The 18,087-nt window shown below is 66.4% G+C and carries 16 protein-coding genes and 1 pseudogene; 7 read left to right on the plus strand and 10 right to left on the minus strand.

The features are described from left to right. Positions 1-196 precede the first annotated feature (196 nt). Both LQ564_RS03750 and LQ564_RS03755 read left to right on the plus strand, forming a co-directional pair. Positions 197-784: a discoidin domain-containing protein gene (locus LQ564_RS03750; RefSeq protein ID WP_231056731.1), complete on the plus strand. Its 588-nt coding sequence runs from the start codon at positions 197-199 to the stop codon at positions 782-784. Between the two features lie 90 nt (positions 785-874). After that, positions 875-1,232, plus strand: a pseudogene (locus LQ564_RS03755) (glycoside hydrolase domain-containing protein). Positions 1,233-1,256: 24 nt separating this feature from the next. Here the strand turns inward: LQ564_RS03755 and LQ564_RS03760 are convergent. From LQ564_RS03760 to LQ564_RS03770, 4 genes are all read right to left on the minus strand, one after another. Next, positions 1,257-1,670 carry a response regulator gene (locus LQ564_RS03760; protein ID WP_231056732.1) on the minus strand — a complete coding sequence of 138 codons (414 nt, stop codon included), beginning with the start codon at positions 1,668-1,670 and terminating at the stop codon, positions 1,257-1,259. Positions 1,671-1,868: 198 nt separating this feature from the next. Next, a complete protein-coding gene (locus tag LQ564_RS03765; RefSeq protein WP_231056733.1) occupies positions 1,869-2,282 on the minus strand; it encodes a response regulator in 414 nt (137 codons plus the stop codon). 25 nt (positions 2,283-2,307) lie between these two features. Continuing rightward, entirely contained in the window at positions 2,308-2,628 is a 321-nt protein-coding gene (locus tag LQ564_RS25995) for a cytochrome b/b6 domain-containing protein (protein WP_371873415.1), read from the minus strand. Positions 2,629-2,728: 100 nt separating this feature from the next. Next, the gene (locus LQ564_RS03770; protein WP_231056734.1) at positions 2,729-3,181 is read right to left on the minus strand and encodes an alpha/beta fold hydrolase; all 453 of its coding nucleotides are present in this window, start codon (positions 3,179-3,181) and stop codon (positions 2,729-2,731) included. Between the two features lie 178 nt (positions 3,182-3,359). Between LQ564_RS03770 and LQ564_RS03775 the strand changes: the two genes are divergently transcribed. Next, complete coding sequence (locus LQ564_RS03775; RefSeq protein WP_231056735.1) at positions 3,360-5,837, plus strand: PAS domain-containing hybrid sensor histidine kinase/response regulator family protein; 2,478 nt, start codon at positions 3,360-3,362, stop codon at positions 5,835-5,837. Between the two features lie 23 nt (positions 5,838-5,860). On the opposite strand, the gene LQ564_RS03780 is transcribed toward LQ564_RS03775, so the two are convergent. The 6 genes from LQ564_RS03780 to LQ564_RS03805 form a co-directional block, all read right to left on the minus strand. Next, complete coding sequence (locus LQ564_RS03780) at positions 5,861-6,754, minus strand: LysR family transcriptional regulator (RefSeq protein WP_231056736.1); 894 nt, start codon at positions 6,752-6,754, stop codon at positions 5,861-5,863. A gap of 21 nt (positions 6,755-6,775) precedes the next feature. Further along, positions 6,776-7,231 (minus strand): hypothetical protein, encoded by a 456-nt coding sequence (locus tag LQ564_RS03785; RefSeq protein ID WP_231056737.1) that lies wholly within the window; start codon positions 7,229-7,231, stop codon positions 6,776-6,778. Between the two features lie 39 nt (positions 7,232-7,270). After that, a complete protein-coding gene (locus LQ564_RS03790) occupies positions 7,271-8,509 on the minus strand; it encodes an MFS transporter (protein WP_231056738.1) in 1,239 nt (412 codons plus the stop codon). A 243-nt stretch (positions 8,510-8,752) separates the two neighbouring features. Next, positions 8,753-9,472, minus strand: a complete 720-nt coding sequence (locus LQ564_RS03795; protein WP_231056739.1) for an IclR family transcriptional regulator — start codon at positions 9,470-9,472, stop codon at positions 8,753-8,755. Between the two features lie 71 nt (positions 9,473-9,543). Then, the gene (locus LQ564_RS03800; RefSeq protein WP_231056740.1) at positions 9,544-10,734 is read right to left on the minus strand and encodes a mandelate racemase/muconate lactonizing enzyme family protein; all 1,191 of its coding nucleotides are present in this window, start codon (positions 10,732-10,734) and stop codon (positions 9,544-9,546) included. After that, positions 10,731-11,666 (minus strand): dihydrodipicolinate synthase family protein, encoded by a 936-nt coding sequence (locus tag LQ564_RS03805; protein WP_231056741.1) that lies wholly within the window; start codon positions 11,664-11,666, stop codon positions 10,731-10,733. The genes LQ564_RS03800 and LQ564_RS03805 overlap by 4 nt, the downstream gene beginning before the upstream one ends. Positions 11,667-12,154: 488 nt before the next feature. On the opposite strand from LQ564_RS03805, the gene LQ564_RS03810 reads away from it, so the two are divergent. The 4 genes from LQ564_RS03810 to LQ564_RS03825 are packed head-to-tail and all read left to right on the plus strand — an operon-like array spanning position 12,155 to position 18,038. Then, positions 12,155-14,890, plus strand: coding sequence for a TonB-dependent receptor (locus tag LQ564_RS03810; RefSeq protein WP_231056742.1), 2,736 nt, complete (start codon positions 12,155-12,157; stop codon positions 14,888-14,890). Positions 14,891-14,900: 10 nt separating this feature from the next. After that, a complete protein-coding gene (locus LQ564_RS03815; protein WP_231056743.1) occupies positions 14,901-15,632 on the plus strand; it encodes an SDR family NAD(P)-dependent oxidoreductase in 732 nt (243 codons plus the stop codon). Beyond that, a complete protein-coding gene (locus LQ564_RS03820) occupies positions 15,616-16,572 on the plus strand; it encodes a 2-dehydro-3-deoxygalactonokinase (protein ID WP_231056744.1) in 957 nt (318 codons plus the stop codon). Before LQ564_RS03815 ends, LQ564_RS03820 begins: the two co-directional genes overlap by 17 nt. Further along, positions 16,569-18,038 (plus strand): 2-dehydro-3-deoxy-6-phosphogalactonate aldolase, encoded by a 1,470-nt coding sequence (locus tag LQ564_RS03825; protein ID WP_231056745.1) that lies wholly within the window; start codon positions 16,569-16,571, stop codon positions 18,036-18,038. Before LQ564_RS03820 ends, LQ564_RS03825 begins: the two co-directional genes overlap by 4 nt. Positions 18,039-18,087: the final 49 nt, after the last annotated feature.

Genomic DNA, 18,087 nt, shown 5'->3' on the forward strand with positions numbered 1-18,087 from the left:
AGTAACTATAAGGTCAAGCGAGCGATCAGGGCTGACAGGAGTGACGACGCCCTGATCCTTATAAACACTGTCGGCAAACTTTACATACTGCCTCTCAGATTCATTGACAGGATTTGTAAGTACATGATTCGAAAGAAGATTGCTTTCCAGGCACAGTAATTGCTACGAGTTAATCATAAATTTTTTTAGGAAAATCATGTCCAAATCCACTTCTCTCATCTCCAGCCTCATCCTGTCGACCGTCGTTTTCGCTGGCGCCGCCCACGCCGGGCTCGTCGGCGTCAAGGATATCCGTGTCACCCAAGCGTCGAACAATCCCAATATTCAGGTCACCGAGTTCCAGGCGTTCGAGGCCAAAACCGGCCGCAACGTCGCTCTCGCAAGCAATGGCACCGTGGCGACCGCCTCGTCGACCTGGAGCTGGGATTCGTATGCAGCGAAAGCCATCGACGGCCGATACGCCGACACGACCTTCCCGAACATGTGGCATAGTAGCGGCGGCAGCCTGTCCGACTGGCTGAACATTTCGTTCAGCAGCGCCGTGACTCTCGACAGCATCACGATGTTCGGTCGCTCCGAGTGCTGTTCTTACCGCGATATCTACAAGCTCGACTTCTACGGCGTCAATGGCAGTCTGTTGTACACCGCAACCCTCGATGCCAATAACGACAAGCACATGGGCAGCATTTCCCTGGCCGAAGTGCCGGAACCTGCCTCGGTCGCCTTGCTGGGCCTGGGTGTCGCCGGCCTGGTGGCAAGCCGCCGCAAGCAACTGAAGAAGTAAGCATTTTCTCTCGAACCGAAACGCCCGCCTGCCGCGGGCGTTTTGCCATGCGCATACGGGAGCGACGCCAGCGGCTACGCCTATCCCGGCATGGACGACCAGGGCTCGACCTCGTCCTGGTATGTCATGAGCGCGATGGGTTTCTATCCGGTCGACCCGTCAACGTCGGACTACATCCTGGGCAGCCCGATCTTCGACCGGGTGCGCCTGCGCCTGGGGAACGGCAAGGTGCTCGACATCATCGCGCAACAACTCGGCGCGCAATGTGTACGTCCAGTCCGCGACGCTCGATGGCAAGCCATGGAACAAGGCATGGTTCAGCCAGGCCGACATCGGCAACGGCGGCACGCTCGTGTTGACCATGGGGGCGGAACCGGACAAGGAGTGCGGGGAGGATCCGCGGCAGGCGCCGCCGTCGATGTCCTGGAGCGTGAACGGGGCAGAGTGAGTGGCGGCACGGGCGCCGGCTGCCTCAGCGGGATACCTGAGCTTGCAGTAGGCTGGCGTGTGCGACGTGGCTTGCAAGGCGGTCGCAGATGTCGGCATAGGCGACCGGCTTGCTGAGAAAGGCGTCGAAATGCGACGCGTCCTTTTCGGCTTCAGGATAATTTCCGGCGTAACCCGAAATGGCGATGATCAAGGTTTCCGAACCAAAGCCTTCGCGCCGCAATGCTGCCGCCAGCTCGTAGCCTGACATGCCAGGCATGACGATGTCGGAAAGGACGATATGTGGGCGAAATGTTCTGGCGTCTATAAGCGCCGCACGACCATCGCAGGCGACATGGACCTCGTATCCTTCCATCTCCATCATCATTTGCAGGAGTTCGCCGGCATCGACGTTGTCATCGACAATCAGGATGCGGTAGTGCGAGCGACCAGAGAGCATGGCATCCCTCGAGCGGATTGTGAACTTGCTCAGCCTAACATGGCATAACCGGCGAACGAAACGTTTTGGCGAATTATTTCAAAATTTAAAAGAATTGATGTTTTTAAATTTACGTGCTACTAGATTATTCAGACTACGTTGGAGCCGCACTTGGCATGCACGCGCGTGGATACGCTGCTGCTTGGAAGGAGTGTGTACTCAGGCGGGCGATACGAAGTCCTCACAGCAAAGCCGGTTTCGCGCCAGCGTCCGGAACAGCTCGTCCCGGAATTGGGCATAGTCAATTGTCTTTTCCACAAAGTCCGTTGCTCCCATCACGAGTACGCGCATCCGGTCGTAATCGTTGCGGTTACCCGAAACGACAATGATGGGAATATCGGACAGAAATGGTTTCGACGAGAGTTGCTTGAGTACTTCGAATCCGTCGACTTTGGGCAAGCGTAAATCGAGCAGGATCACCGCATAATCGTGCCGGCGCTCCAGTTCGCTCAGCGCTTCCGCGCCATCGGCGACGATGACGATTTCCGGGATGTCCTTGCAGGCCTCCAGGACACGTCTCGTCAACTCGGCATCGAGCGGAAAATCGTCGACGATCAGTACGCGTTTGTTCATATGTAAACATTCTACAGGACAGATGTCACATTTCCGGCGTTCGTCCACGGCTAACGACGCCATCACGGAGCGGTCCCTCGCCCGAGGTCATCTGCGCAAGGGCGTTATCCCGGCGTATCCATGCATGCCAGAGCGCCGCGCCGACGTGGGCCATGACGGTAAAGAACAGCAGGCAGGCCAGTATCCCATGCAGCGGCCGCAGGCCACCGGGCTGTGCCGCATGATCGCCGGCAGGTAGAGGCCGTCGAACAGCTCTACCCGATACGCGCCCCTCGACAGCATGGCCCAGCCGAGCATGCGCATGGGCATGGCCAGCATCAGGACGGACAAGGCTGGGGTCTGACATTGAAACACGGGCTTGACGTTGGTAGAGATCAGGGCAGAGCGTGTGTCCGAATGTCAGACAGCGGTGTGCCAGAAATACCCTTCGATTCGTCAAGCGCACATCAACGCGCCTCGGCGCCGTTCCGGTCAGCCAGGGCAATGACTTCCCGCACCGCCGCGATCACCAGTTCCGGTTCCTCCATCTGGATACTGTGCCCGCTTCTATCCGTCACCACCTGCGACCCCTTGCTGAACTGCTTCAGGAAATCCGCATGCAGCGATCTCTTGACCGCCACCGCATCCGCGGTCTCGAGGAAGAACATCGGCTTCTCGGCCTGCTGCACCGAGGTCAGCACAACGACCGGCACGTCCGGCAACTTGCCGGCATAGGGCTTGGCGCCGACGGCGACCTGGTCGGCGGCGAGGGCCGGGGCAGGGGACTGGGCGTGGGCGGTAGCGCAAGCCAGCAGGGAAGCGATGACGAGTGAGCGGACGACGAACTTTATTGAAATTTCCGGGATTAAAATCCCATCAGCATAGATGAATGGCGCCGGGCAAAATGCACACAAACTCACGGTGCACCTGCGAACCGAGGCGTTTGAAGCGCTCAGCAAATCTGTGCAAAAATTACACTAGCACCCACTTCGTCCCTTCAATCTTCCAATCCGTCATGCCGAACCACCCAACATCCCCTCAACGTTTCACTCGCCAGTCGCATGTGCATGGCAAGCAAGCCCGCGCGGGGACGCTTGCGTGAGCGCCGTCCTTGCCGAACTGGAAAGGTTCGACTGGAGCACGACGCCGCTCGGCCCAAGGCAGGACTGGCCGGCCTCGCTCGAAGCGATCTTTGCCACCATGCTGGGCACGCCGGTCGCCATGTGCGCAACCTGGGGACCCGCGCAAACGCTGCTCTACAACGCCGCCTATGCTCCATTCCTGGCCAGGCGCCATCCCGCCGCCCTCGGACAGCCCTTGCACGAGGTATGGTCGGACGTGTGGAGCGAGATCGGCCCGTTGGTGGCGCGCGTCCTCACCGGCGAGGCGGTCAGCTTTGTCGACATGCACCTCGTCATGACGCGCAATGGCTACGATGAAGATACCTGGTGGTCATTTGCCTATAGCCCGATCCGTGACGGTGTGCAGGTCATGGGCATCCTCAACATCGCCAACGAAACGACCGTAGGCGTGCTGGCGGCGCGCCAGCGCGATGCGGCCGAGGTCGAACTCCGTGCCCGCCACCTGGCGCTGGAGCAGGAAGTCGTTGCGCGCGAGGACGCGGTCAATCGCTTCGCCACGCTGATCGAACACTTGCCGGTCGGCGTCTGCCTGCTCGACGCAAGCGGGAAAGCGCTCTTGAGCAATCCGGTGTTTCGAAAATTTCTGCCCGGCTATCCGCTGCCCGCGCACGCAGCGGACGATGGACGGCAGCGCTGGCGCGGCTACGATGCCCAGGGACGGCTGCTCACGCCGGAAAACTACCCCGCCGCGCGCGCCTTCCGTGGCGAACTGGTCGCGCCGGGCGACGAGTTCCTCCTCGAAAAGGACGATGGGACGGAAGTCTGGGTGGCGCTCAGCGCGGTGCCGCTGCAGGGCGGCGCCGGCGAGCGGTCCGGCATCATCCTGGTGCTCGACGACATCGACGAGCGCAAGCGCGTCCAGATCGATCTTGAGCGGCAGGTCGCGGAGCGCTCCCAGGACCGCGCCGCCCTCTGGACGCTGTCGTCCGACATCATGCTGCGCTGTACCCTGGACGGCGTGATCACGGCGACCAACCCCGCCTGGGCCGCCGTGCTCGGATGGCGCGAACACGAGCTGGTCGGCGCCAACCTGTTCGACCTGATCCACCCCGACGATATGGCGCACACCGCCGCCGGCGCCCGGGAACTCGCCGACGGCATCAGCCACCAGCGCTTCGATAACCGCTACCGCCACCGCGACGGCAGTTACCGCTGGATATCCTGGTCGACGCGCGCGCAGGACCGGCTGATCAATGCGGTGGGCCGCGACATCACGCGCGACATGGAACGGATGGCGGAACTGGAAACGGTGCAGAATGCCCTGCGTCAAAGCCAGAAAATGGAAGCCGTGGGGCAGTTGACCGGCGGCCTGGCCCACGATTTCAACAATCTGCTCGCCGGCATTTCCGGCGCCCTGCAGCTGATGCAGGTGCGCATGCAGCAGGGGCGCTTCAACGACTTCGAGCGCTACATCACGACCGCCCTGGGGGCGTCGCGGCGGGCGGCGGCCCTGACGCATCGCCTGCTGGCTTTCTCTCGCCAGCAGACGCTCACGCCCAAGGCGACCGACGTCAACCGGCTGGTGGCCGACATGCAGGAGCTGATCCAGCGCACCGTGGGTCCCGCGATTCCGATCGCAGTCGTGCGCATGGCCGATGCCTGGACCGCCCTGGTCGACCCTTCGCAACTCGAGAACGCACTGCTGAATCTCTGCATCAACGCGCGCGACGCCATGCCCGACGGCGGCCGCATCACCGTCGAAATCGCCAACAAATGGATCGACGAACGCGCCGCGCGCCAGCTGAATATGGCCGAGGGACAGTATCTCTCGCTCTGTGTCAGCGACACCGGCACCGGCATGTCGCCGGAAGTCGTCGCCCGCGCCTTCGAACCCTTCTTCACGACCAAGCCCATCGGCCAGGGGACCGGGCTCGGGCTGTCGATGATCTATGGCTTCGCCCAGCAGTCCGGCGGCCAGGTGCGCATCTATTCCGAGGTGGGGCAGGGAACGACCGTGTGCATCTACCTGCCGCGCCACCATGGCGACGGCAGCGCGGACAGCGATCTCGCCATGGCGGAAATGACGGCGCTCGAGCAGTCCGGGCAGGCCGCCACCGTGCTGATCGTGGACGACGAGCCGACGGTGAGGATGCTCGTCATCGATATCCTGCAGGACCTCGGCTTCGCCTGGATCGAGGCCGCCGACAGCACGACCGGCCTCAAGATCCTGCAGTCGGACGCCAGCGTCGACCTGCTGATCACGGACGTGGGCCTGCCCGGCGGCATGAACGGCCGCCAGATGGCGGATGCGGGGCGCGTCGGCAGGCCGGGACTGCAGGTGCTGTTCATCACGGGCTATGCGGAAAACGCCGTGCTCAACAACGGGTATCTCGAACCGGGGATGGCGGTGCTGACCAAACCGTTCTCGATGGAGACGATGGCGGAGCGCATCCGTTCGATGATCGAGGCGAGCGTCCAGTCCAGGGAACGTTGAGGCGTTCCAGGGGCCGGCCGGATTCAGCCCCGATGACGGATCGCGTCGATCACCAGCGCCAGCGCGCGCGAGGCATGGCGCCGGCTCGGATAATAGGCGTGCAGGCCGGGGAAGGGCGGGCACCAGTCGGGCATCACGCGCACCAGGCGGCCGGCGCGGATGTGGTGGCCGACCAGGTCCTCGGTCAGGAAGGCCAGGCCGCAGCCGCTCAGGGCCGCGTTCACCATCGGATAAACAGTATTGAAGATCAGCTGTCCGCGCGGGCGGAACTCGATCGCGCGGCCTTCATGGCCCAGCTCCCACGCATACACGCCGCCGCTGGTGGCCAGTCGCAGGCCGATGCAGTTGTGCTTCATGAGGTCCTGGACCGAGCCTGGCGCCGGCCGGTGCGCGAAGTAGGCGGGCGAGCCCACGATCATGGTGTTCACGTCCGGCGTCAGGCGCACCGCCACCATGTCCTTCTCGACCTGGTCGCCGAAGCGCACGCCGATGTCGTAGCGCTCGGCCGCGATGTCGACCATGCGGTAGTCGGAACTCATCTCGAGATGCAGGTCCGGATACAGCGGCATGATCGGCGCGAGGCGCGGCCACAGCACGTTGTCGATCACGTTGTCGACCGCAGTGATGCGCACCAGGCCGGCGGGCTTGTCGCCCAGGTCGGAGATGGCCGCGATCTCGGCCTCGATCTCTTCCAGCCGTGGCCCGACGTTCTGCAGCAGGCGCTCGCCGGCCTCGGTCGGCGAGACGCTACGCGTGGTGCGGGTGAGCAGGCGCACGCCGAGCCGTTCTTCGAGGCCGCGCATGATGTGGCTGAGCGCCGACTGCGTCATGCCGAGCTTGGACGCGGCGCGCGTGAAGCTGCGCTCGCGCGCGATGGCGAGAAACACCAGGATGTCGTTGATGTTGTCGCGCGCCACGGGCGTACCTGGCCGGCGCGGCTAGTCGGCGCTCTTGAGGTTGACGCGCTCGATGGTGCGGCGCCATTCCGACAGGGTAAGCAGCTCGTCGGTCTCGGCGTCTTCGACCAGGATCTCGTCGCCCTTCTGGGACACCAGGAAGCTCTCGCGGCGGCGCACGTCGGCGGCGCGGTTCTCCACAAAAGTCAGCTGGTAGTACTTCTTGCCGTTGACCTCGCGCGGCACCGGATCGTCCTCGATCACCGCGCCGTGCGCCTTGCCGTGCGAGCGCTGCTCGATCTGCGCCGACCAGGCCTTCAGCTCGGGCACCGCGAGCAGGGCATCCATCGCTTGCTCCTTGCTGCGTACCGGCGCTTCCTTGACGACGGGCGCTGGGGCTGGCTTGGGCGGCTCGGGTTCGCTGCGCTTGCAGCCGCCGAAGGTCAGGACGAGGGCCAGCGTGGCCAGCAGAGGAGGGACGAGAAAGCGCTTGGACATGGTTGCGGCAGTCTACACCGCGTCTGTTGGCACGGCAACTCAGGCCTGCTGCCCCAGCGCCTGTCCCTTGGGCTGCGCGCGCTTGCCGCTCACCGCCCACCAGGCCAGGCCGCAGGCCACCGGGTACAGGCAGCCCATCATCACGAACAGCGGCGCATAGCCGGTGGTGCCGACCAGCTGGCCGACCACCTGGGTCGACAGCATGCCGCCGACCCCGCTGCCGGCCGCGATCACGCCGAACACGGTGGCCACGCCGTGGCCCGGATAGCGGTCGACCACGAGCGAGGTCAGGTTCACCTGGAACACCATGTGGGCGAAGGTGACCACTGCCGCCAGCGCCAGCATGGCGCCGAAGCCCACGCCGCCCGCGATGAACATGCCCATCGGCCCCAGCACCGCCGCCACGCTCAGGGCCAGCAGGCGGCTGCGCTGGGCGTCGATGCCGCGCCTGACCAGGGCGCCCGACAGCAGGCCGCCGCCGATGCTGCCGAAGTCCGCGGCGAGATACACGATCCACGCGAATTGCGCCACCTGCACCAGCCCCATGCCGTACTGGTCGCCCATGTATTTCGGCAGCCAGAAGAGATAGAAGTACCAGACCGGATCGGCCACCATGCGCGCGCCGGCCAGGCCCCACACGGTGCGGTCGCGCAGCACGCGCGACCAGGGGTAGCTTGATACCTGCGCTCCTGCTGCCGGCGCCTTGGCGCTGCGGTAGACCCAGAACCAGGCAGCGATCCACACGAAACCGGCCGCGCCGGTGATGACGAAGGCGGCGCGCCAGCTGTGCGCGAGGGCCAGCCAGGCGATCAGCGGCGGCGCGATGGTGGCGCCGATCATGGCGCCGGCCGTGTAGACGCCGACCGCGAAGCCGCGTTCGGCGGGCGGAAAGTGCTCGGAGACGGCTTTCGGGCCGGCCGTGTAGTTGCCCGCCTCGCCCAGGCCAAGGGCCGCGCGCGCGGCGCCCAGCTGGAAAACGTTCTGCACCAGGCCCGTGAGCATGTTCGCCAGCGACCACCAGCCGACGAACAGGGCGAGACTCAGCTTGGTGCCGAGGCGGTCGGTGACCCAGCCGGCGCCGAGGTAGGCCAGCGTGTAGGTGAACAGGAAGACCTGCACGATGCGCGCATAGTCGCCGTCGGTCATCCCGAGTTCGCCCTGGATCGAGGCGGCCAGGATGGAGAGGGTCTGGCGGTCGACGTAGTTGAGGATGGTGGAGGCGAACAGCAATGCGAGGATGAACCAGCGCCAGCGGCTCGGTTGGAATGCGTCGGTCATGCTGGTCTCCTGATTATTTTATGTTCTCAAATCTGACTGCTCAACTACTACCTGTACCCGTAAGACCGTCGTCCCGGCGAAGGCCGGAACCCAATTTTGTGCGCATGCCACCAAAAGGAGATTGCACTGCTACGCACGCATAAACTGGATCCCGGCCTTCGCCGGGAGTCATGGGCGCCAGTGGCGCGCATGACGGTCTTGAGGCCGGTGGTACTAAACACGCTGCGGCGATGGTAGCGAGGATTAACCGATTTCTTTTGCCGCTCCACGCAACGCCTCCACCAACGGCGCCGTCGCCCCTTCCGGAATCCACCCCGACAAGGCCAGCCCCGCATGCGCCGGTTCCCCGGTCGATACCGCAACGACGTCGAAATTGCGCTCGTCATCCACGTGAATCCGCGCATACCCCAGCTCGCGCACCTCGGCCAGCTTGTCGAGCAGCTGCTCGATCCCTCCCGGAAAGCGCGGAATCTCCTTGCCTTCGTAGATCGCCGTCACTTCCGCGTCGTCCAGCTCCGCCAGCAGCACGATGCCGATGCCGCTGGTGCTGGCCGGGAGCAGGCCGATCCGGCCCAGGCCGCGCGAGACTTCCAGGCCCGGCGGGGCGTGGAACAGGTAGCTGACGCTGTCGTTCCACAGCACCCCGAGCGCCACCGTGTGGCCGAAGCGGCGCAGGCTTTCCAGGGTCGGCAGGGCGCGGTTGATCAGGCCGGAGGCGAACAGGCTTTGCGCGGCCAGCACGTGCATGCCGGAACCGGCGGTGTACTTGCGGTTGGCGGTCTGGCGCGCGATGCCGAGCCAGGTCAGGGTCTTCAGCAGGCGGTTGACCTTGGTCGGGTCGATACCCAGCTGGCGCGCGATCTCGCGACAGCCGACCGGCTCGGGCGAGGACGCCAGCGCCTGCAGGGTGGCGATGCCGTCGATCAGGCTCTGGTTGGGCTGGGCGCCTGGTTGGTAGCGCATAAAGGGTAGCTTTCTCGATTCGGGTGGTTGGGCGGGGTGCGGCAGCGTAAGCCTAACCGAAAGCGCATCCATCACGCCACCAGCCGCGCATGTTCCCAGAACGCGGCGCCGGGCGTCACGCCCAGGCCCGGTCCGGTGGGCAGGCGGTAGACGCCGCGCTCGCAGCCCATGTCGGTGTCGAGCAGGGCCAGGTTGCGCGCGAAGACCGAGTGCTGCCACTCGTGCTTCCACAGGTTGGGCAGGGTGCTCGAGACGTGCAGGCTGGCCGCCAGGAAGATGCCGGTGCCGATGGTCGCGTGCGGCGCCACCAGGGCGCCGTGGCGCGCGCCCAGGGCGGCGATGCGGCGGAACTGGGTGATGCCGGTGTGGCCCATCTCCGGCTGGATGTAGGCCAGGCGCGCGGCCGGCAGGCGCAGCGCCGCCTCGTAGTCGTTGTACCACTCCTCGCCCGCCGCCACCAGGCCGGGGAAGGCGCGGCAGACGCCCGCCAGTTCCTGCACCAGCTCCGGCTTCACGGGCGCTTCCAGGAAGCGCGGCCGGTAAGGCAGCAGGCTGCGGCCCAGCGCGACCGCCTCCTCGGCGTCGAACTTCCAGTGCAGGTCGACCATGATGTCGGCGTCCTCGCCCAGCGCCGTGCGCAGGGCCGCGAACTCGTCGGCGATGCCTTCGTGGCTGACCACGGCGGCGAACTTGAAGGCGTCGATGCCCTGCGCCTGCCATGCCTGCGCCATCGCGACCCGTTCGTCCAGGGTGGCGGCGGGCAGGCCGGACAGGTAGCCGGGCACGGGGCGCAGCGGTCCCTCACCCAGCAAGGCGGACAGCGGCAGGCCGCGGCCGCGTGCGCGCAGGTCCCACAGGGCGATGTCGAGCGCCGCGAGGGCGTCGCCGTGGAAGCCCCCGCCGCAGCCGCGCACTCGCATCAGGCCGTACAGCTCGTCCCAGATCCGTTCGACGTCTTCCGGGTCGCGTCCCATCAGTACCGGCGCCAGGAGGTCGTTGATGATCTCGCAGGTGGCGCGCGGCGCGCAGATGCCGTAGGTCTCGCCCCAGCCGTGGGCGCCATCGTCCAAGGTCACGCGCACCGCGATCGAGCGGTCCACCGTCGGGTAGATGGTGCCGTTGCCCTTGCGGACGATGTAGCCGCGCTCGTTGACGGATTCGCCGGGGGCGAGCGGCCCCAGGTAGGGCGTGTCGCGCGGCAGCGTGACGATGAAGGTCTCGACCTTGCTGACGCGCCGTGCGCGCATGCCGGGCTGGCTCATGCCGCGGCCTTCACGAAGGGCAGCAGGTCGGCCAGGCGGTGCAACAGGGCGTCCAGTTCGATCAGGTCGAAGCGGTCCAGCGCCGGGCCCTTGGCGCGGGTGAAGGCGCTGTCGATCAGGCCGCGGCGCTGCAAGACCGCCTTGGTCAGGCGCCAGCGGAAGATGGCCTGCATGTTCAAGAGCGGCAGGGTGCGCTCGAACAGTTCGCGCGCGCCCGCCTGGTCGCCTTCGACGAAGCGGCGGTGCATGGCCACATGCAGCTCGGTGATCTCGCAGGCCGGCATGGTCCCTTTGGCGCCGCGCGTGAGTTCGTCGATGACGTAGCGCGCGCCGGCGCCGCCGAACACGGCGTCGAGCGCATCGCCCGCCAGATCGCTGAGTTCCGTGATGCGCTGGCCCGAAGGCGGCGCTTCTTCTTTCACATAACGGATGCCCGGCACCTCGCGCGCCAGCGCGGCCACGCGGTCCAGCGCCAGGCCGATGCCCATCGGGGCCGGGGCGTTCTGCAGCATGATGTCGATGCCGGATGCCGAATGCACGTCGCGGAAGAAGGCGGCCATGGCGTCCAGGTCCTCGGCCATGCCGTGCGGAGTCAGGATCATCGCGGCCGAGGCGCCGGCCCGGCTGCCGGCGAGGGCATAGGCCGCCGCGTCGTCCGTGGTGCGGGCGCTGGCGCCGACCACGAAGTCGATGCGGCCGTCGACCCAGCTGCCTACCCGCGCGGTCAGGTGCAGGCGCTCTTCCTTGGTGAGCATGTCGTACTCGCTGGCCAGGCCGGGGAACACGATGCCGCTCGCGCCGGAATCGATCGTGTAGTCCAGCACGCGCCGCATGCCGGCTTCGTCGACCTCACCCTGCTCGGTGAAGATGGTGGGCAGGATCGGAAGCACCCCTTCCAGGGCCGGTTGCGTGCTGCTGTGTTCTTGCGTCATGGACTGGATTCCTTGTCGTTGCTGCTATAGCAAATTGGTCGCCGGCGCATGTCTGCGTTCCGCTGTCGACCCCGCTTGAAAATATTGTAGCGATTTCGCTACACAAAAAAGCAACAAATTTTTGTCGATTTTTCGTGGGTGGAGACTTTTCGGCGCCCCATTCAGCACCTAGTTGCTACTAGGGCAGAGGGGCGTTTTCCCTATGAGTGAGCTCGTTTTCTCGTGTTGCTGTATTAGCATAGCTCGCATTAAAATTTTTTCCTAGAAGTTTTTTCATACTGGCGCATAGAAGGTGCTGCACTGCTAATAAATTGATTGCACTCATCTTTTTGTTGCTATAGGGTATACACGAGATGCCAAAAAAATGCCGATGAGGAGACGTCGGACGGCATCGAACCCGCGGCAGCTGCGGGGTGGGATGGAACGATCCCGCCTGTACACTGTTGGGCGCAGCTCCTACAAAAACGACGAATAAAAGGAAAGCATCGATGAAACACGCAACCATCTACGGCCTGCTGCTGTCGTCGGCCCTCACCGCATCCGGCCTCGCCTCGCAATCGGTATCCGCGCAGGAAGCGCAGGCGAGCGCGCCGGGGCAGGGCGAGGCGACGGGCCCGGTGGCGCCAGGCCAGGCCGCGCAGACTTCCTCGCAGGCGGCGACCGAACCGCCGGCCGCCATGCCGGCCGAAACCGTGATCGTCAGCGGCATCCGCCGCAGCCTGGAATCGGCCCGTAACGCCAAGCGCAACGCTTCCCAGATCGTCGATTCGATCGTCGCGGACGACATCGGCAAGCTGCCGGACCGGAACGTGGCCGAATCGCTGTCGCGCGTCTCGGGCGTGCAGGTCGACCGCGGCATCGCCGAAGGCACCAGCGTCTCGATCCGCGGCCTGCGCCAGAACGTCACCCTGTTCAACGGCCGCGAGATCTTCGACTCCACCGGCCGCGGCGGCATCGGCCTGGACCAGAACGGCACCTCGACCTATGGCGTGATGGCGCTGGTGCCGTCCGACCTGATCGCGCGCCTGGACGTGACCAAGCTGGCCGGCGCCGAGCAGGTCTCGGGCGGCCTTGGCGGCATCATCGACATCCGCACCCGCATGCCGCTCGACGGCCCGGAATCGCAGGTCGCCGTGCGCGCCGCCGCCACCTACGACCAGCTGCCCGGCAAGACCGGCTCGGAGCTGTTCGGCATGTGGTCCGGGAAGTTCGCCAACAACACCCTGGGCTTCCTGCTGTCCGTCTCCGCCGACACGCGCAAGCTTGCGCAGGAAGGCCTGGACACCTTCTCCGGTTACCGCGCCTACAACCAGACCGTCGGCGGCGCTACCGTCGCGCGCTTCGGCAACCAGGACGTGCGCGCCCAGGACATCGCGGAAAAGCGCGAGAAGCGCGGCCTGAGCGCCGCCGTCCAATGGCGCCCCAGCAACCGGCTCGAGATCAGCGCCGACACCTTCATGTCGAAGCTGGAATCGGACCGCGACCGCTACTGGCTCTCCTTCAACCCGACCGATGGCCTGAGCAACGCGCGCTATTCAAGCAACAACATCCTGCTGTCCGGCCGCGCCACCACCGCGGTGCTGTCGAACACCGAATTCGCCGCCGTCGATTCCGACGTCAAGTCCTCGGCCGTGCGCGCCAGGTTCGCCGTCACCGACAGCCTGCGCGCGAATGTGGAAGCGTCCTACGGCACTTCGAAGGCCAGCTTCCACCAGCTCTACTTCCGCCTGCAGCCGCTGGCCGGCATCCAGCCGGTGGTCGACTTCGACCTGAGCAAAGGCCGCTTCGGCGAGTACGCCATCGGCGGCATCGATTTCGCCAACCCGGCGACCCTGCGCCACACCATCCTGTTCGACAACCTGTACCGCGCCGAGACCGACACCAAGGCCCTGCGTGCCGACTTCACCCACAGCACCGGCTGGGACGTGGTCGACTCGATCGAGTTCGGCGCCCGCTACAACGTGATCGACTCCCTGCAGAACCCGCTGCGCGCCGACATCCGTCCAAGCGGCGGCATCCCGGCCAGCCAGATGAGCGCCTTCCTCGGCCAGTACGCCAGCTCCGGCGCGATCGCCGGCCTGCCGGCCAACTACACGGTGGCGGCCAAGGGCGCCTTCGGTTCCTGCGCCGATTTCGCCTCGATCCCGGCGATCGCGCGCGACCCGCAGTGCATCGACCCGGCCAGCACCGTCAACTCGCGCGCCGGCACCTTCGACATCCGCGAGAAGTTCACCGACGCCTACGCCAAGCTGAATTACGACACCGACGTCGGCGGCGTCAACGTCTCGGGCAATGCCGGCGTGCGCTTCGTGCAGCGCAAGCTCGAATCGACCGGGAACATCATGAACGCCTCCGGCGCCTCGACCCCGACCACCTTCCTGCGCGACGACACCGAGGCGCTGCCGTCGGCGGTGGCGCGCGTCGACCTGGGCGACGGCAACCTGGTGCGCCTGGGAGCGGCGCGGGTCGCGGCTTTCCCGAATACGGCGGACCTGAACAACGGCGTGACCCTGTCGAACAATGCGGTGTTCGTGAACGGGGTGCAGACCGGCGTCGGTTCCGGCTCGGGCGGCTCGCCGAACCTCGATCCGTTCAAGGCCAACCAGGTCGACGTCTCCTTCGAAAAATACTTCGGCAAGCAGGCGCTGGCTTCGCTCGGCCTGTTCAACAAGAACATCTCCTCCTTCATCGTGCAGCAGCAGAGCGCCGAGTCGTACAACGGCGTGAACTACTTCATCAACCGCAAGGTCAACGGCCAGGGCGCCAAGGTCAAGGGCGCCGAACTGCTGGTCCAGCTGCCGTTCTACTTCGCCCCGGAAGTGCTGCGCGACTTCGGCGTGATGGCGACCTATTCGTACATCGACTCGAGCACGCCGATCCGCGACGCCGAGAAGCGCGTGCTGCCGTTCCCGGGGCTGTCGAAGAACAACGTCAACCTGGTGCTGTACTATGAAAGCGGCCCGCTCAGCATCCGCACCGCCTACAACTGGCGCGACGAATACCTGGTGAGCCTGTCGGCGGCGAACACCGGCATCTACAGCGGCTCCTTCACCGACGTCGGCGCGACGGTGCGCTACGACATCAACAAATCGGTGTCGCTGAACCTGGAAGCGAACAACCTGCTCAATAGCCGCCAGCGCACCTACGACGGCGCGGTCGAGGCGCTGCGCACCAACGCGCAATATGGCCGCATCTTCAAGGCCAGCGTGAGCCTGAAATTCTGATAGGGAGCCTATGCAAGAGAACCTGAAGGGCAAGCGGGTGCTCGTCACCGGCGCGGCCAGCGGCATCGGCGCGGCCATCGCGGCGCGCTTCACCCAGGCGGGCGCGCTGGTGGCGGGGCTCGACCTCAAGCGCTGCGAAGGCGTGGCGTGTTCGCTGGTGGCGGACCTGCGCAGCGATGCGCAGCTCGACGACGCCTTCGCCATCGCGCTGGACAGCATCGGCATGCCAGACGTCGTGGTGCACGCGGCCGCGCTGCAGCCGAAGGGCGGGGTGCTCGATACCGACCCGCAGGCCTATGCCGACGCCTACGACGTCAACGTCCTCGGCGCGGTGCGCCTGATGCGGCGCTGCGTGCCGCACATGCGGCAGGCCGGAGAAGGCGCGATCGTGCTGCTGTCGTCGATCAACGCCAGCTTCGCCACGCCGACCCTGGCCGCCTACGCGGCCTCCAAGGCGGCGCTGGAAAACCTGACGAAGACCGCCGCGCTGGAATTCGCGCCCGATGGCATCCGGGTCAACGCCATCGCGCCGGCCTCGATCGACACGCCGATGCTGCGCGGCTCGTATGCGGACAGCCCGGCAGGCGCGCTCGACGCCAACAAGTCGCGCCACCCCCTTTCGCGCTTCGGCACCACCCAGGAGGTGGCCGAGCTGGCCCTGTTCCTTGCCTCAGGCAGGGCAGGCTGGATCACCGGAGCGATCTACCCCATCGACGGAGGCGCCAGTGTCACTCGCAGATGATTCCCAGGGCGCCGGCAGCATCGTCGGCATCAACTGGGGCAGCACCAACTTTCGCGCCTACCTGATCGGCGCCGACGGCGTCCTGCTCGACGAATTCAGCCGCCCGGCCGGTGTCGCGAAACTCGACCGCCCCGGCATGGAAGCGCTGATGCGCGAGCTGGCGCTGCAGTGGCCGGAGCACGTGCCGCCGGCCTCGCGCTACCATAGCGCGGTGTACGCGGCCGGCATGATCGGCTCGAACGTGGGCTGGCAGGAAGCGCCCTATGTGGTGGCGCCGGCCGGCCTGCGCGAACTTGGCGCAGGAACGGTTCCCGCGACGATCGGCGGCGTCATGCTGCGCATCGTGCCGGGCATGACCTGCACCCGCGAGCACGACGGCGGCCCCGACATCCTGCGCGGAGAAGAGATCGAGCTGTTCGGCTTCGCCCGCTTGCATCCGGAATGGGACGGCTTCGTCGCGCTGCCCGGCACCCACACCAAATGGGTGCGCTTCGGCGGCGGCCAGCTGCTGGACTTCTTCACCAGCATGTCGGGCGAGATGTTCGACCGCCTCACGTCCGCCGGGCTGCTGGCCTCGATCGTGGAAGGCGAGGCGCATGCCGGCGACGCGTTTTATGAAGGCGTGCGGCTCGGCAGCGAGCGCGCGCTCGGCCTGGGCACGCTGCTGTTCGGCGCCCGCGCGCGGGTGATCCGCGGCCAGCTGGCGCGCAGCGAATCCAGTTCCTTCCTGCGCGGCCTGCTGATCGGTTCCGAGATCGCCGACGCCTTGGCCATGCATCCCGGCCTGAAGGATGCGTCGGTGCCGCTGATCGGCAGCGGGCCCGTATGCCGGCTGTATGCAGCCGCACTAGAGCGCCTGGGCGTGCGCAGCAGCTTCGTCGATTCGCGCGTGGCCTGCCTGATGGGCTTCAGCGCGCTGCACCGGGAGGCCGGCCGATGAACGCGCACGCACTGGCGGTGGCACGCCTCGACGCCACCCTGGCAGAGGTTCCGGTGATCGCCATCCTGCGCGGCATCCGGCCGGAGGAGGCGATCGATATCGTCGAGGCGCTGTACGCGGCCGGCATCCGGGTGGCCGAGGTGCCCCTGAATTCGCCGCAGCCCTTCGACACCATCCGCGCCCTGGTCGCGCACTTCGGCAAGCGCATGGTGCTCGGCGGCGGCACCGTGCTCACGGTCGAACAGGTCGCCGAGCTGGCCGCCTGCGGCGCCAGCCTGTGCGTGTCGCCGAACACGGATCCGGACGTGATCCGCGCCGCCATCGCCCACGGCATGGCGCCGGCGCCCGGCTTCCTGAGCCCGACTGAGGCCTTCGCCGCGGTGGCGGCGGGCGCGCGCCACCTGAAGATGTTCCCGGCCGCCGGCCGCGCGGGCGACCTTGCCGCGCTGCGCAGCGTGCTGCCACGTGATGTGCAGCTGGTCGGCGTCGGCGGCGTGAATGCGCTCAACGGCGCGGAACTGGCCGCCGCAGGCGCGTCTTCCTTCGGCATCGGCGGCGACCTGTACAAGCCCGGCATGACGGCGGAGGAGGTGGGCGCACGCGCCAGCGCCATGCTGCCGTATTTCGCGCCAGGCTGGCTGGCGCGCAAGGCGGCGCTGGTCTGCAATCCGCAGGCGACCATCGGCGAATCGCCGCTGTGGGATCGAGCGTCGCAGCGCCTGCTGTGGACCGACCCGCCGGGCCGGCGCCTGCTGCATCCCGAAGGCGCCATCGCTGTCGAGGAGCCGCTGTATGGGATCGCCGCGCTGCCGGACGGCGGCATCGTCGGCGCTACCGCGAACCGCCTGTGCGGCGTCGATGCCGTCACGGGCGCCATCGAGCGCGGCCCCGCCATTGACCTCGCGCCGGGCCTGCGCCTGAACGACATGGCGGTGGATGCGCGCGGCGGCATCTGGGTGGGCGCCATGCACGGCGGGCTGCTGGCCGGCACCGGCGCCCTTTATTACGCCGGCCATCCCAAGGCGCAGCCGCGCAAGGTGGCCGCGAACCTGGGCGTGCCGAACGGGATGGCCTTCAGCCCGGATGGCGGCACGCTCTACCTGGTCGACACGCTGGCGCGCACCTTGCTGGCCTACCGCGTCGACGCAGAGGCGGGCGCCCTGTCGGAACCGGTCATCGTCAGCGACTTCATGAACATTCCCGGCAAGCCGGACGGCATGACGGTGGCGCCGGACGGCAGCCTGTGGGTGGCGATGTGGGGCGGCGGCTGCGTGGTGCAGCTGGCGCCCGACGGCGCGCTGCAGCAGCAGCTACGCATTCCCGCTCCCCATGTCAGCAGCCTGTGCTTCGCCCCCGGCGGCAAGCTGTACGTCACCACTTCGCGCATGCGCCTCGGACCCCGCCAGCTGGCGGACGCACCGGGCTCCGGCGGCCTGTTCCTGATCGAGGGGGCCGCCATGCCGTAAGACCGCCCAGAGCGTTGGGCACACCCATACAATAAAAGACTGGAGACAG

The organism is Massilia phyllostachyos (assembly GCF_021044825.1).
GTDB lineage: Bacteria > Pseudomonadota > Gammaproteobacteria > Burkholderiales > Burkholderiaceae_D > Telluria > Telluria phyllostachyos.

Bases quoted from the DNA above. Each gene is read 5' to 3' on its own strand.
- LQ564_RS03805 (WP_231056741.1), bottom strand. From the start codon at position 11,666: ATGACGCAAGAACACAGCAGCACGCAACCGGCCCTGGAAGGGGTGCTT.
- LQ564_RS03790 (WP_231056738.1), bottom strand. From the start codon at position 8,509: ATGACCGACGCATTCCAACCGAGCCGCTGGCGCTGGTTCATCCTCGCA.
- LQ564_RS03765 (WP_231056733.1), bottom strand. From the start codon at position 2,282: ATGAACAAACGCGTACTGATCGTCGACGATTTTCCGCTCGATGCCGAG.
- LQ564_RS03785 (WP_231056737.1), bottom strand. From the start codon at position 7,231: ATGTCCAAGCGCTTTCTCGTCCCTCCTCTGCTGGCCACGCTGGCCCTC.
- LQ564_RS03800 (WP_231056740.1), bottom strand. From the start codon at position 10,734: ATGAGCCAGCCCGGCATGCGCGCACGGCGCGTCAGCAAGGTCGAGACC.
- LQ564_RS03825 (WP_231056745.1), top strand. From the start codon at position 16,569: ATGAACGCGCACGCACTGGCGGTGGCACGCCTCGACGCCACCCTGGCA.
- LQ564_RS03795 (WP_231056739.1), bottom strand. From the start codon at position 9,472: ATGCGCTACCAACCAGGCGCCCAGCCCAACCAGAGCCTGATCGACGGC.
- LQ564_RS25995 (WP_371873415.1), bottom strand. From the start codon at position 2,628: ATGTCAGACCCCAGCCTTGTCCGTCCTGATGCTGGCCATGCCCATGCG.
- LQ564_RS03760 (WP_231056732.1), bottom strand. From the start codon at position 1,670: ATGCTCTCTGGTCGCTCGCACTACCGCATCCTGATTGTCGATGACAAC.
- LQ564_RS03810 (WP_231056742.1), top strand. From the start codon at position 12,155: ATGAAACACGCAACCATCTACGGCCTGCTGCTGTCGTCGGCCCTCACC.
- LQ564_RS03750 (WP_231056731.1), top strand. From the start codon at position 197: ATGTCCAAATCCACTTCTCTCATCTCCAGCCTCATCCTGTCGACCGTC.
- LQ564_RS03815 (WP_231056743.1), top strand. From the start codon at position 14,901: ATGCAAGAGAACCTGAAGGGCAAGCGGGTGCTCGTCACCGGCGCGGCC.